We start from the raw sequence: 13,589 nt of genomic DNA, 5'->3' as shown, positions 1-13,589 counted from the left end.
CATCTGGTCGAGTGTTTCTTCAATCGGATCAAACGATTCCGCCGTATCGCACTGCGCTGCGAAAAGACCGTCAGCTCATTCAAAGCGTTCGTTGATCTTGCTTCGCAATGGCATGGATCGGTTAAATGCAGACGCCGCCTAGACCGTCGAAGGGGTTGTGCGCCTTCTCGAGCGTATCGCCGATCACAAGATCAACCGGCTCGACGAACTGCTTCCATGGAACTGGACGCCGCAATAGGCCTCAAGTGCGTAGTCGGACGGATACCAACATTTTGAGGCATGGCATATTGGATCGGATACTCGCACGGAGCCGCCAACTATCCTCGTCGAGCAACCAAGGCGGTTATGCCTTACCGATAGAGTGCGGTCGGCAGCCACATCGACAGGGCAGGAACGAAGGTCAACAACAGCAGGACCGCGAGCAAGGGAACAAGAAACGGCGCCGTGGCGATCACGCAGCGCTCGAACGGAACTTCCGCGACCCTAGACAAGACGTATAACACCAAGCCGACGGGAGGGGTCAGCAATCCAATCATCAGGTTGAGAATCAGAATGATCCCGAAATGTACCGGGTCGATGCCGACACTTACCGCCACTGGAAGCAAGACTGGCGTCAGAATGGTGATCGCGGCAATGGTTTCCATGAAACAGCCGACGATCAGCACAATAAGCATGATAATCAACAGAATTGCGGATGGATTGTCCGTCAGCGTCAGAAGAGTTCCGGCGAATTTCTGTGCCACTTGATTGGCGGTCAGAATCCACCCGAATATCGCCGAGGCGGCGACGATGACCATGATCGAGGCGGTGGTCTCTACGGTCTCCATCGACACGCGCAGAATGCGACGGGTGTCCAGCGTACGGTACACGAAAACTCCGAGAAACATGGAGTAGACAACCGCCGCGATGGCAGCCTCGGTCGGCGTGAAGGCACCCGAAAGGATACCTCCGACGATGATGATCGGTGTGAAAAGCGGCAGGATCGCATCGCCGAAGCTGCGCAGGAACACGCCAAACATGAAGCGATCGTCCCGCGGGTAGCCACGCATTCGCGAAATGATTGCGACCATGATCATTAGCGACGCCGCCATGATGAAACCCGGAACCAGTCCTGCAGCGAAGAGTTGACCGATAGAGGCGTTGGCGATCACGCCGTATACCACCAGAGGAAGCGATGGCGGGATGATCGGGCCGATGGTCGACGACGCGGCGGTGATTCCGACCGAGAAGTCGGTATCATAGCCCGCGTCACGCATCGCACGGATCTCGATATTGCCGAGCCCGCCCGCATCAGCCACGGCCGCGCCGGACATTCCGGCAAAGACCACGCTTGCTCCGACATTCACATGGCCGAGTCCTCCGTGCATCCATCCCACGGTTGCCCGGGCGAAGGCGAAAATCTTGTTGGTGATACCTGAGGTATTCATCAGGTGCCCGGCAAGGATAAAAAACGGCACCGCGATCAGTGGGAAAGAGTTGATGCCATTCACCATGTTGTGGAGTACGACAACATTCGGCATCCCGGAGAGCGAGATAAAGAACAGCGAAGAAAGACCGAGCGCCACTGCGACGGGCGCGCCCGTGACCAGAAGAACGAACAGGATCACGAACATCAGGGTCAGGATCATACAGTGTCATCTCTCGTGTCAGTCGAAATTTCCGCCAGCGCATGGCTCTCGATCTCTTGCATAACGTCTTCCGGGCGTTGTCGAATTTTGCGGATGAGCCAGATCAGGGAATAGACCGCCATCGCCGCCAGCCCCACGGCTACCGCCCAGTAAAGAAGGCTTTTCGGGATCTCGGCCGAGGCCATCTTGGTCTTGGTCTTGAGGGCAAGCTTGACGGCCAACCAAGCCAGGTAGCCCCAAAAAAGTGTCGTCAGGGCCTCCATCAGAACGTTCAGCCATTTGCCCGTCCGGGGCGACAGATAGCGATAGAAGAACTCCAGGAAAATGTGCGTGCCTTTCCGGCTGACGGTGACCGCGCCGAGGAAGGCGACGACGATCAGAACGTATCGAGCGAACTCTTCGGTCCAGGCGAGGCTGTCGTTCAGCACATAACGCGTGAAAAACTGAAGAAAGACGATGATCGCAAGGCCCCAAAGCGCTATCAGGCCCGGCAGATCGACAAGCCTGATATCGAGTGGCGCATTACTGTCATCCTCGACGAAAAGGCGGGCCGCATCGCGGCCACGCCCCCCGTCCCCCCCGTTCATATCAGGATCGCTCATGATTTGATGGTATCAGAGGGCCTGCAACCGCTCAAAGTGTTCCATCTGGTAAGGCACTTTGGACATGTCTGTGAGCATGGGTTTGACCGCGTCTTGGAACGGCGCTTTGTCAACCTCATTCACAGCAATACCTTGTTCGCGGAACCAGGCCACCAGGCTTTGCTCGCTGTCGTAGATACTTTGCGAAACCTTCTCGGCCGCTTCTTTCAGCACCTCTTCCAGGACAGCCGCATCATCGCCGACACGCGCCATCGCGCTATCCGAAGTGATGATCAAAAGTGAGTTCAGGATGTGTCCGGTCAGATTGATGTTGGATTGGACCTCGTAGAATTTCTTGAACTGGATCGTCGGCAAGGGGTTTTCCTGTGCGTCCACAACGCCTTGTTGCAACGCCAGGTACACCTCGGAGAAAGCCATCGGCGTCGGATTTGCGCCTACCGCATTGGGGAACATCAGCATCACCGGTGAGTTCGGCACGCGGATTTTCAGACCTTCCATGTCGGCCGGCTTGAGGATCGGATAGTTCGAAGTGACGTGGCGCTGTCCGTAATAGACCAGTCCCATCACCGTGTGACCGGTGGCATCCTTGTAACCTTCGGAAAGCTCGGCGAAGAGATCGCTGTCGCGGTAGCTTTTCCAATGGTCGTAGCCTCGCATGATAAACGGATAATCCGAAATCGCGATCGGGCCATAGTACCGCTCGACGAAGCTGGGACCGGTATAGATGATGTCCACCGCGCCGATGCCCAGGCCCTCGTTGATCTCGACTTCCTTGCCCAGAGACGACGCGGGGAAGACCTGAATCTCGATCCGCCCGTCGGTGCGGGCCTTGACCTCTTCCGCCGCCCAAAGTGCGACCTGATGATAATCCGAGCCCTCTTCGTAAACGTGGGCCCATTTCAGTGTTTCTTGCGCTAGCGCAGACGTTGCACCGACAATTGTGAAGCCGACGGCGGTGACGAATGCGCCGATTCTCCCGAGATACATGTGCATCCTCCCTAGAATTTTCCGGCCGTCTCCACATGGCAGACAACCCTTTGTCACCCGGTTCATGATATCGGGCACGATTTACTTGTATACTAGATATATCTTGTATACAAGAAAGAAGTGAACTTGTGGCTCTTGGGGTGCAGGCCAGAATCAGCACGGGCATTTTTGCGGCGAGCGATCAGGCTTGAGAAGAATGGGAAAACCGAATGGTCTCGGGGAAAAACACGCAACATGACAAAAGGGTTGCAGCCGGCCCGCGACTGGCCTCTGGCGGTGCTCCACACAGACGTGCGCCCAGCCAGGCCCCGCGAGGCCCGGCCAGATTTTCAAGTTCGGGGATTCGCACCAGTGCCGATATCGTGTACGAGAAACTTCACTCCGACATTGCTTCGATGAAGCTGAGGCCGGGCACACCGGTGTCCGAGATCAGCCTGGCCGAAGAATTCGGTGTGAGCCGCACGCCCGTTCGCGAGGCGCTGCAACGCCTCGACAAGGAAAAACTGGTCGAGATCGTGCCCAAATCCGGCACCTTCGTCGGGCGCATCCCTGTCTCGGCGGTGATCGAAGCCATAGTCGCCCGGCGTGCGCTGGAGGTTGTCATCGTGCGCAAGGCGGTCGAACGGGCGACCCCGAGCCAAGTGCTCGAATTTCGCGCCCGACTGGAACGTCAACGCGAAATTGCACGGAAAAACGACCTCAAGACGTTCCACGCCGAGGACGAAGCGTTCCACGCCGCCTTCGCTTCGGTCGCAGGCTATCCGGGTATCTGGGAGATCATCCGCACCGTCAAGATTCAGGTGGACCGCTATCGCCAACTTACCCTGCCGCAGGAGGGTCGTCTGGATATGGTCATCCGCGAACACAAAGAGATTGTCGACGCACTGGAATCCGGCGATGCGGATCGCGCGGTCAAGTCAATGGAAGTACATCTCGACAAGCTGCAACTCGACATCGAAGTCTTTGGCCAGACCTGGCCGGACTATTTCATTCACGACCGGGAAATCGAAGGCCAGTGACCGAGGGGAGAACGAGATGACAATCCATGTTAGGCAGGCTATCGGCCCGGAGGAGACACGCACCTACGACACCGCCCGCTTGCGCGAGCAGTTCCTGATCGAAGAGTTGTTCAGCCCGGGTCAGGTGCGCATGACCTACTCTCATCTCGATCGTACGATTGTTGGCGGCGCGGTACCCGATGGCGCGCCGCTTGAACTGCCGACACCCAAGCCGGTCGGCTGCCCGAACTTCTGCGACCGTCGCGAGATCGGGGTGTTTTGTATCGCGGGCTCTGGTTCCCTGGCGCTTGACGGAGAGCGGATCGGACTGGCGGCCGGCGATTGCCTTTACGTTCCGAAGGGCACCGGATCGGTTGTGTTCGAAGGTGGCGACGCTCAGTTCTACTTCGTTTCCACGCCTGCACATCGCAGCTATCCGATGCGGAAAATCAGGCGCGACGAGGCGATTCGGCATGACCTGGGCGAAGTGGCGGAAGCCAATATTCGAACGTTGCGGCAATATATTCACCCAGACGTCACCGGCAGTTGCCAGTTGGTCATGGGCATGACGACCATCGCCTCGGGCAGCACCTGGAACACGATGCCCTGCCACGTCCATGACCGGCGGTCAGAAGTTTATTTCTATTTCAACCTGGCCAAAGCGACGCGGGTCTTTCACTTCATGGGCGAGCCGTCCGAGACGCGTCACATCGTCGTCGCCGACCGACAGGCGGTTCTGTCGCCGGGCTGGTCGATCCATTGCGGTTCCGGCACCGGACCCTATTCCTTCATCTGGTCGATGGCGGGCGACAACCAGGATTTTACCGACATGGACTTCGTCGAGATGGAAGACCTGCGGTGACGATGTTCGACCTGACAGACCGGGTGGCGATCATCACCGGGGCGAATACCGGAATCGGTCAGGCCATCGCCGTCGGTCTTTCCGACGCGGGTGCCCGGGTTGCACTGGTTGGCCGGTCGCCGATGAACGAGACGCGGGGGATGCTGGATGGCGACAGCCTTGAAGTGACGGCGGATCTCTCATCGATGGACGCCATCCCCTGCATCGTCTCATCAGTGCTGGACTGGGCCGGTCAGATTGACATCCTTGTCAACAACGCGGGCATCATCCGTCGCGCCGACGCGATCGATTTCACCGAAGAGGACTGGGATGCCGTCATGGACATCAACCTGAAGAACCTCTTCTTCCTCAGTCAGGCGGTGGCGCGGCATATGCTGCCACGGGGCCGCGGCAAGATCGTCAACATTGCCTCGCTCCTGTCGTTTCAGGGCGGTATCCGCGTCCCGTCCTACACCGCGTCCAAAAGCGGGGTTGCCGGGCTAACGCGGCTTCTGGCCTGCGAATGGGCCGGACAGGGCGTGAACGTGAATGCCGTCGCGCCGGGCTATATCGCAACGAACAACACAGTGGCGCTCCGTCAAGATCCCGTACGAAACCGGGCCATTCGGGACAGGATTCCTGCGGGTGACTGGGGGCGTCCCGAGCAGATCGCCGGTGCAGTGGTTTTTCTGGCCTCGGACGCAGCGGAATATGTGAATGGCGTGGTGCTGCCTGTCGATGGCGGCTGGTTGGCCCGGTAATCTGCCGAAAGTTTTCTACCCCGGGCTATGGGTTCGGAAGTCCAACTCTGCGAGGGAGAAACAGAGATCACAAACTGCTCTTCGCCTGTCAATTCTCGCTGGGAACCCTGCGCCAGCCAGCAAGATTTTCGCTGAGATTGGCCCTATATGAACACGTTGTCCAAGCGGATTTTTCAGGGGGTGGTGTCATTTGAGGACGGCCCCGATTTTGTAAGGGATTTCATGGATTGATGTGATCGAAGCAGGTTGCGGTCATTTGTCCGGCCTGTTTGCGCGGCATGAATGACCGCTGGCCTTGATAAAGTCCGCATGCCGGATTCCTATCAGACTGACGAGCTTTGAAGCCCAGACACCGCCCCGGAGTGTCCCAACAGCGGTCCGTTTCAATCATCATTCACATTTGCCCTTGCATCTCCTGTGCGGCGCCATTGGGTCTCCATCGACTGGATTGCTGCCTTTCGATCCGACGTTTCCGGATCTCCGAGGCGAACATCGGGCCGAAACGGCGCCACCAGAACCGGACGGTCTCGTGGCTGATTTCGACGCCGCGCTCGTGCAGCAGATCCTCGACGCTGCGAAGCGACAGCGGAAATCGAACGTACAACATCACCGCCAGGCGGATGATTTCGGGGCTGCTGTGAAAGTACTTGAAGGGATCTGTTTTCGTCATGAGAAAAGGCTACGAAACCGCCCTGCCCGCTTCGAGCCAATTTGTTCTGACAAGGCCCTCAGGCGTGCTTTGGCTTCTTGATACGCAGGAAATAGATAAAAACGGCCGTCATGCAGTAGAGACCGATGCTGATCGGGCTGCCGAAAAAGGTCATCACGTCGCCATTCGAGGTGATCAGCGCCCTGCGCATGTAAAGCTCCAGATATGGCCCGAGGATAATGCCCATCAGCATCGGCACCAGCGGATAGGACATCAGCCTGAGCGACCAGGCGAATACACCGATCCCTAACGCCATCCACATCTGGAACACCGAATAAGTCGAGGCATAGGTGCCGACCATCGCCACCATCGCGATGAAGGCGTAGAGTACGCCCCGGTTCATCCGGGCCAGCCAGATGTAGTAGGGTCCGAACACCAGAACCGAGAGGAAGACAAAAACCGCCGAGACCATCAGAGCCGCGAACATCGGCGCGATGGTCACCATCTCGTTGGTCAGAAGCCCCGGTCCGGGGACGAGGCCGTGGATGAGCAGGACGCCGAAGATGATCGCCGTCACCGAGTCGCCGGGGATGCCCAGCGTGAGAAGCGGCACGACCGCGCCCCCGCACATCGCGTTGTTGGCCGACTCCGCCGCCGCCAGGCCTTCGTGCGAGCCGTTGCCGTATTCGTCCGGCTTCTTGCTGACCCGCTTGGCTTCGGCATAAGCCACGAAGGAGGCCATCGACGCTCCCCCGCCCGGCAGCATCCCGATCAGCACTCCGATGACCGAGCTTTTGAAGTAGGTCCAGAAACCGATCTCCCGCACCTGTTTCCAGTCGGGCCAGAAGTCCTTGTGCCGCGCGTTGAAGGTGTTTGCAGCGATGGAGGTCCGGGCTTTCGAGCCACCCTGCAACAGCAACTCGCAAATTGCGAAGAGGCCGATCACCGCTGGCAGAAGCTGGACACCCTCGATCAGGTTGGCGCTGCCGAAATCGAACCGTCCCTGGGCGACCATGTTGTCGAAGCCGACCGTGGAGATCATCAGCCCGAGTGAGACCGTGACAAGGCTCTTCCAGATCGAGCCTTTCGCCACGATCACCACCGTGACGACGGCCATGAAGACCAGTGCGAACTTGTCCGGTGTGCGGAACAGCAGGGCGAACTCGCTCATCGGGATGGCGACGAACATCAGAACTGCGGCGCCGAGGACGCCGCCGATCGACGACGCGAGCGCGTCGAGGCTGAGGGCACTGGCCCCCTGCCCGCGTTTCATCAGCGCATAGCCCTCCATCGTCGTGATCGCGCCCGAAGCCGCTCCGGGGATGTTGACGGTGATCCCGGTCACTGAACCGGCATAGATCCCCGACATGAAGATCGCCATGACCATCACCAGCGCATTGGTCAGTTCCATCGCGAAGGTGAACGGCAGGAGCAGCGCGATTGCCAACGTCGCGGTCAGTCCCGGAATGGCTCCGAAAACGAGACCCATCAGGAAGCCGCCGATCAGATAGAGAAAGGTCTCCGGATTTGCGAGGGCCGCGAAGCCTCCCATCACGTCGGCGAACATCAGAAGTATCCCTGGGGCAGGAAAAGGTCGAAGAGAGTGACGAAGAACAGCCAGCCGACGCCCGTGATCCCGCCGCCGATCAGAGCCGAGGTCAATACCGCCTTAACCGGTCCCAGCCGCTCCTGTTCGAAGAGCCACGCCACGCAGAAGGTATAAAGCAGCGTGTCGTACCAGTAGCCCAGAGGCTCGAAGGCCCAGATGAAGCCGCACGTCAGGACGATCAGCGCGACGGTTCTCAGACTGAACCTCGCGTCCTCGTCATCCTCGTGGTCCGCCGTGCCGCGCAACTCCTGCACCAACACGCCGAGCGCGCCGATCCCAAGGGTCAGGACAAGGACCAGCGGCATCAAGGACGGCCCCGGTTCACCGCTGGAAAACGGCAGCGGCAGATTCAGCGCCTGCTTCAGATAGGCCATGTCGATTGCAAGGATAAAGAGCGCAAAGAGCGCCTGGCGGTTTATCGTCAAGGGACAAGCCTTTTGTCGTATGGGTCTACCGAGAAGCGACCCGGCCGTCTGACACGATCGGGTCGCTCCATTGTTCGAGCCGTCAGGAGCAGGTTACTCCAGCACGCCTTGTTCCTTCAACTTGTCCAGAAGTTTCAGCGCGCGGGTCTGGGTGCGCTCGACGAAGGCTTCGGTCTCTGCACCGTCCATCCAGTAGGCGTTCATGCCGGTTTCCTCGGCCTTCTGCTGGAATTCTGGATTGTCGAAGGCGGCTTTGAAGCCCGCAATCAGGGTCTCCTTGACGTCGTCCGGCGTCTCGGCGGGGACCGCGAGAACGCGCATACCGCCCCAGATCACGTCATAGCCCAGTTCCTTGAAAGTCGGGACGTCCGGAAGGCTGGGGTCGCGCTCGGACCCCATCACGGCCAGCACCTTGACCTGCCCGGCTTCGGCCGCCGACGAAACGGTGGCGTAGCTGAGGCTGGCGGCATCGTTTTCGCCCGAGATCAGGGCTTCGCGCTGCTCTGCCGAACCGTTGGGGAACGGAACGTGGTTGAGTTCCACACCCAGTTGTTCAGCCATATCGAGCGCATGGAGATGCCAGATACCGCCAATGCCGGAATCGGAAACCGTGACCTCGCCCGGCGCTGCCTTGGCGGCGGCGATGAAGTCATCGAGCGTTTCCCAGCCGGTATCGGCGTTCACAGCCAGAACGGTGGGATAGAGCGTCACGTTGGCGAGGTAGGAGAGCGTCGATGTATCGTAGCCCGGCACCAGATCCTTGTAAGGCACGGTGATCATGCTGTCCCAGGTCAGTGAACCGATGGTGTACCCATCGGGCCGCGACTTCATTAGGCGCAGGGTGCCGACACCCGACTGCGCACCGGTGACATTCTGGGTGCGGATGCCGACGCCCAGAGGCTCCTCGGCATATTGCAGGAAAGTACGCATGACCGTGTCCGTGCCACCGCCCGCGCTCCAAGGCATGATATGCGTGATGTCCTTGGTCGGAAAGTCCTGAGCGCTCGCTGCCGTCATGCCAGCAACGAGGATGGCCGCACCGGCCATGGCTCTGCGAAAACCTTTGGTGATTGTCATGTCTGAACCTCTCGGTTGTTGTGTCGCGGGTTTCCGGGGTTGCCGGTCCGCTTTGTCGTGAGTGCGCTGCAGGAGCAGCGCGATAATTGTATACAGCACAATATACAGACAAGAGTGCATTGCAACGGCTTTTCCCGCGCCCCATTGTGGAAGGCGACCAAAGTCAGGAATTCGTTTATGAAAAATGCCAACCTGCCAGATGCCGAGGAAGTCTTCCTCGACCATTCCGGCCACTTCGTTGCGAATGCCGAGGCGGCGCAGGCAGCGTTGGCCAATATGGGATTCACTGTAACGCCGCTGTCGAAGCAAGTTCAACCAGACCCGGAAACGGGAGAAGCGCGACTGACCGGGACGGGCAACATTTGCATCATGTTGCCGGAGGGTTACCTGGAGTTCCTGATCCACACCGCTGACACGACGATCGGGCTCGAGTTCAAGGCCGCACTGGAACGTCGCGCCGGGCTGCACCTTGCGGCGTTTGGGGTTGCGGACACCGAAAGCCTGCACGCGCGACTGGCCAAAGCCGGTTTCGACATGCGCCCCCTCGTCCATTTTTCCCGCGACATCGAGACCGAGGCCGCGCGCGAGACCGCCGCCTTCACGGTCGCGCGGCTTGCAGCGGGGGTGATGCCGGAAGGCCGGGTGCAGTTCCTGACCCATCACAACCCATCCGCGCTCTGGCAGACGCGCTGGACGACCCATGACAACGGCGCTCAGTCGCTTCGGGCGATGGTGCTCTCCGCCCCGGACCCGGAAGAAGCGGCCTCCCGGTACGCCCGGTTGTTCGACCGGCCCGCACAGCGTCATGGCGCGGCTCTACGCATCACGCTGGACCGTGGCGCGCTGGAGATTCTTCCCGAGGAAACCGCCGCCGCCATCGTGGGCACTCATGTCGAGCTTGGCCGATCCTGCTTTGTCGGCCTGCGCATCGGTATGGCGGATACAGCCACCCTCGCCGGCCTTTCCGGTGCCCGATGGATCGACGGATCGCTCGCGCTTCCCTTCGATCCCGCGCTTGGCGCAGGCGTCTGGCTTTTCGATCCCGTTTGAAACCGCGCCGGTTCTCGGCATCTCACCTCCGAAAACGCGCCGCCGCAAACGGGGTCAGGTCGATCTCCGGTGTCTCTCCGGTGACAAGCTGTGCCGCCAGCAATCCGCTGCGGGCCGAGGAAACAAGTCCGACATGGCCGTGGCCGAAGCAATGCACTACGCTCGAGATTCCACGCGCCGCCGCTATCACCGGCTTGCCGTCGGGCAGACTCGGCCTCAGCCCCATCCAGACTCGTGCCTCGCTGACATCCAGCCCCGGAAACACTGCCCCCAAATGCGTGCGAATGATCTCCGCCCGCCGCCAGTCGGGGCTGGCATCCGGGCTTGCAATTTCCACCTGCCCGGCACAGCGGACACCCGATGCAAGTCGACTGATCACCACCTTGCGGTCGCTCACCATGACCGAGGTCGTTGGACCCGTCAGATCCGATCCTCCCTCAACGGTCACATGGTACCCGCGCTCACTTTCCAGCGGCACCCGGTCGCCGGCCTCGGCCGCAAGGCCCGCAGAACGCGCACCGCAGGAAATGACGGCCGCGTCGCAGGCGATTTCGCCTTGCGTTGTCCTGACGGCCATCAGCTTGCCGCCTTCGGAGCGAAAGCCAACAGCCCGGGCCGCCACATGAGACGCACCCCTGGTCTGCGAATAATCGACCAGTGCCGCGCAATAGGCGGCGGGGTTCATACACTGGCCCGCCTCCGGAACGTTCACCGCAAACCGGTAATCCCCCGACAGATCGGGCTGAAGCCGCGCGAGCTCGTCGGCCTCGATTTCCTCGCAGACAATCCCCAACTCGCGCCGTATCCGCCAGCCAAGCGCGTCTGCCTCGTAACCGGACTTGTCGCGGTAGACATGCATCAAACCGCTTTCGGCATTGATCAGTTCCGGCACCCCGGCGCGCGCCGCCACTTCGGCATGCACCCGCGGTGCATCTTTCAGAAGGCTGCGAAGTTCAGACGCGGTCTTGCGCAGTTTCTCTTCGGTCGAACCCGACGCGAGATATCTCAGGAGCCATGGCAGAACTTTTGGCAGGTATGCTGGCCGGATGCTTAGCGGACCCAGAGGATCGCTCAGCCAGCGCGGCACCTGTTTCCATATCCCCGGGGCTGATGGCGGCGTCACCGAATGGGAGGACAACCAAGCCGCATTCCCAAAGCTCGCCGCCTGCTCTCCCCCGGGAGGACCAGGATCGACAAGCAGTACCTTCAGCCCGCGCTCGGCAAGCTGCACGGCGGTCTGAGCCCCTATGATTCCCGCCCCGATGACGGTCACGTCCGCTTTCATTCCGCGTTCCTCCGCGCGATGCGCCCAATGGTCCCGTCGACCTGCAACAGATCCCCGTCGCGCAGGTCCTCCCAGAATTCCGCTTCCGGTTCGACCACCATCGGCACCCCTGACAGGATTGCCCCCTGCGTCACCGATGGATCGGGGAGTTCCTTTAGCACGAGAGCCGCCGGGTGACTGTCATGCACCTTCAACTGAAAAAGGAACCGCCACGCCCCTGCCGATCCCCGACTGGCCGGCAAAACCAGCACACGCCCGGTGACGCACGCTCCCAGCAGATCGCTGGATCGTCCGACAACGACTCCGGAACAGATGTCCAAATCCCCAAGAAAGGAAAGCGCCGTCCGCGAAACTAGTGCCGCGCCTTCCGCCTGCCCACCGACCACGCCGCGGGCCTGCCAGACGCCCTCAGGCATTGCGCCGGTTCCGTGGCAGGAAGCGCCCGGCAACTGCCGACTCCACCGCCAGTTCGCTGGTTGTGAAAAGCGTCGGGCACTGGATCATGTCGCGGACGTAGTGTGCCTGCTTCGCGCTATCGACGAGGATTGTCCGCAGGCTCGGCGGCTTCACCCCCAACGCGGGATCGGGAGAACAGGTGCAGGCAAAATGGCAGGAGATGGGACAGGTATCCGTCACCACCCGCGCGCCCGATGCCATGATCGGGGCCAGCAGACCGGCCTCTCGCGCCATCTGGCGCACCGCCCGGCTCGTCGTGACCCAAAGCTCGACGCCTTCCGCGATCCGACGCCCCGACAGCAGGGCGGCGTATTGCTTCATCTCCTCGAATGAGGCGTGGGGACAGCCGAGATGCACGAGATCGAAGCCGGTCTCGTCGCCGGTGCAGAAACCATCGAAGATCTGCGCAAGATCCGCCTCGCCCACCTCGACCTCTGTCAGACCCGGCACATCGGCGTCCTCATTGAACGGTGGGGTCACGCCCGGGACGATGAACATGGCCACGCCGCCGGAGGTCGCCATGCCCACGCCCATCGCGTCCAGTTCATCCAGCGAAGGTCGCGTTTGAAGTCCCGTTACCAGAGGCACGCCCGAGCCGACGGTCAGCCCGATGGCATAGCCAAGTGCCGTGAACTCCGCCGTGCCCATCGGATGCGCCGTGACAGTCACCCGATGCGTGGGCTGGCGGTTGCGGTCCAGATGCAGGCCGAAGCGCGGATAGCGGCCGGTCATTCCCGCGTAGACAGCAAAGAACCCGTCGCGGTTCGATCGCGCGCCGAGGACGGAATTGGCGAAGACCGTCACACCGCTCTCTATCGAGGCGATATGCATGTTCCATGTCGGCCAGTGCCCGGCCCAATAGGGCGTGCAGGTAAAGGACGTGCCGCTGCCCATGGCGCGGTGCGCGGCCTCGGCGCGCTTCTGCAACAGTCCAAGCGTGTCCGGCGCACCTGTGCCCTGCCAATCCCCCATGTCTGCATTGGTGATGTTAGTGGAGGTCGGCACCACCATCTTCGCCCCGCCCTGCGCCGTGGCTTCGATCAGTTCGACGTCGCCCTTGTAGAGCGCCATACCAGCATGGATATGCGCGTATCCGATCTCGACCATATCGGGCGCATCATAGGCTTCGCCCAACTGGACCAGCGCCTCCATCGCCTGCCGGGCGGCATCGCCGCCGACGCCATCCAGCAATCCAAGATCATGGTCCGACAGCTGCATGGA

At 60.7% G+C, this 13,589-nt stretch carries 13 protein-coding genes and 2 pseudogenes; 5 read left to right on the top strand and 10 right to left on the bottom strand.

Annotated features, from left to right (window positions below; genetic code table 11):
• A pseudogene (locus QO034_RS14695) lies at window positions 1-125 on the top strand (IS5-like element IS711 family transposase); the annotation flags it as partial.
• A 225-nt stretch (window positions 126-350) separates the two neighbouring features.
• Here the strand turns inward: QO034_RS14695 and QO034_RS14690 are convergent.
• The 3 genes from QO034_RS14690 to QO034_RS14680 are packed head-to-tail and all read right to left on the bottom strand — an operon-like array spanning window position 351 to window position 3,217.
• Window positions 351-1,628 carry a TRAP transporter large permease gene (locus QO034_RS14690; protein ID WP_284486285.1) on the bottom strand — a complete coding sequence of 426 codons (1,278 nt, stop codon included), beginning with the start codon at window positions 1,626-1,628 and terminating at the stop codon, window positions 351-353.
• Window positions 1,625-2,230: a TRAP transporter small permease gene (locus tag QO034_RS14685; protein WP_284486284.1), complete on the bottom strand. Its 606-nt coding sequence runs from the start codon at window positions 2,228-2,230 to the stop codon at window positions 1,625-1,627. The genes QO034_RS14690 and QO034_RS14685 overlap by 4 nt, the downstream gene beginning before the upstream one ends.
• A 12-nt stretch (window positions 2,231-2,242) precedes the next feature.
• Window positions 2,243-3,217, bottom strand: coding sequence for a sialic acid TRAP transporter substrate-binding protein SiaP (locus tag QO034_RS14680; RefSeq protein WP_284486283.1), 975 nt, complete (start codon window positions 3,215-3,217; stop codon window positions 2,243-2,245).
• 209 nt (window positions 3,218-3,426) lie between these two features.
• Between QO034_RS14680 and QO034_RS14675 the strand changes: the two genes are divergently transcribed.
• The 3 genes from QO034_RS14675 to kduD are packed head-to-tail and all read left to right on the top strand — an operon-like array spanning window position 3,427 to window position 5,817.
• The gene (locus tag QO034_RS14675; protein WP_284486282.1) at window positions 3,427-4,236 is read left to right on the top strand and encodes a GntR family transcriptional regulator; all 810 of its coding nucleotides are present in this window, start codon (window positions 3,427-3,429) and stop codon (window positions 4,234-4,236) included.
• A gap of 16 nt (window positions 4,237-4,252) precedes the next feature.
• Window positions 4,253-5,077, top strand: a complete 825-nt coding sequence (gene kduI, locus QO034_RS14670; protein ID WP_284486281.1) for a 5-dehydro-4-deoxy-D-glucuronate isomerase — start codon at window positions 4,253-4,255, stop codon at window positions 5,075-5,077.
• A complete protein-coding gene (gene kduD, locus QO034_RS14665; protein WP_407696770.1) occupies window positions 5,074-5,817 on the top strand; it encodes a 2-dehydro-3-deoxy-D-gluconate 5-dehydrogenase KduD in 744 nt (247 codons plus the stop codon). The genes kduI and kduD overlap by 4 nt, the downstream gene beginning before the upstream one ends.
• Before the next feature lie 433 nt (window positions 5,818-6,250).
• Here the strand turns inward: kduD and QO034_RS14660 are convergent.
• From QO034_RS14660 to QO034_RS14645, 4 genes and pseudogenes are all read right to left on the bottom strand, one after another.
• Window positions 6,251-6,487, bottom strand: a pseudogene (locus QO034_RS14660) (IS6 family transposase); the annotation flags it as partial.
• Window positions 6,488-6,545: 58 nt separating this feature from the next.
• Entirely contained in the window at window positions 6,546-8,033 is a 1,488-nt protein-coding gene (locus QO034_RS14655; protein WP_284486280.1) for a tripartite tricarboxylate transporter permease, read from the bottom strand.
• The gene (locus QO034_RS14650) at window positions 8,033-8,500 is read right to left on the bottom strand and encodes a tripartite tricarboxylate transporter TctB family protein (RefSeq protein WP_284486279.1); all 468 of its coding nucleotides are present in this window, start codon (window positions 8,498-8,500) and stop codon (window positions 8,033-8,035) included. The genes QO034_RS14655 and QO034_RS14650 overlap by 1 nt, the downstream gene beginning before the upstream one ends.
• Window positions 8,501-8,593: 93 nt before the next feature.
• Complete coding sequence (locus QO034_RS14645) at window positions 8,594-9,577, bottom strand: Bug family tripartite tricarboxylate transporter substrate binding protein (protein WP_284486278.1); 984 nt, start codon at window positions 9,575-9,577, stop codon at window positions 8,594-8,596.
• Between the two features lie 57 nt (window positions 9,578-9,634).
• On the opposite strand from QO034_RS14645, the gene QO034_RS14640 reads away from it, so the two are divergent.
• Window positions 9,635-10,627 carry a VOC family protein gene (locus QO034_RS14640; protein WP_284486277.1) on the top strand — a complete coding sequence of 331 codons (993 nt, stop codon included), beginning with the start codon at window positions 9,635-9,637 and terminating at the stop codon, window positions 10,625-10,627.
• 22 nt (window positions 10,628-10,649) lie between these two features.
• Here QO034_RS14640 and QO034_RS14635 read toward each other — a convergent pair whose 3' ends face one another.
• Genes QO034_RS14635 through QO034_RS14625 form a run of 3 tightly spaced genes read right to left on the bottom strand, consistent with a single transcriptional unit; the run spans window position 10,650 to window position 13,586 of the window.
• Window positions 10,650-11,912 (bottom strand): NAD(P)/FAD-dependent oxidoreductase, encoded by a 1,263-nt coding sequence (locus tag QO034_RS14635; protein WP_284486276.1) that lies wholly within the window; start codon window positions 11,910-11,912, stop codon window positions 10,650-10,652.
• Complete coding sequence (locus tag QO034_RS14630; RefSeq protein WP_284486275.1) at window positions 11,909-12,328, bottom strand: aconitase X swivel domain-containing protein; 420 nt, start codon at window positions 12,326-12,328, stop codon at window positions 11,909-11,911. Before QO034_RS14630 ends, QO034_RS14635 begins: the two co-directional genes overlap by 4 nt.
• Window positions 12,321-13,586, bottom strand: a complete 1,266-nt coding sequence (locus tag QO034_RS14625; protein WP_284486274.1) for an aconitase X catalytic domain-containing protein — start codon at window positions 13,584-13,586, stop codon at window positions 12,321-12,323. Before QO034_RS14625 ends, QO034_RS14630 begins: the two co-directional genes overlap by 8 nt.
• Window positions 13,587-13,589 lie beyond the last annotated feature (3 nt).

This window comes from Sedimentitalea xiamensis, from assembly GCF_030164465.1.
Classification (GTDB): Bacteria; Pseudomonadota; Alphaproteobacteria; order Rhodobacterales; family Rhodobacteraceae; genus Sedimentitalea; species Sedimentitalea xiamensis.
The sequence above is the reverse complement of the archived record's forward strand: the minus strand, read 5'-3'. Positions and strand labels throughout refer to the sequence as shown.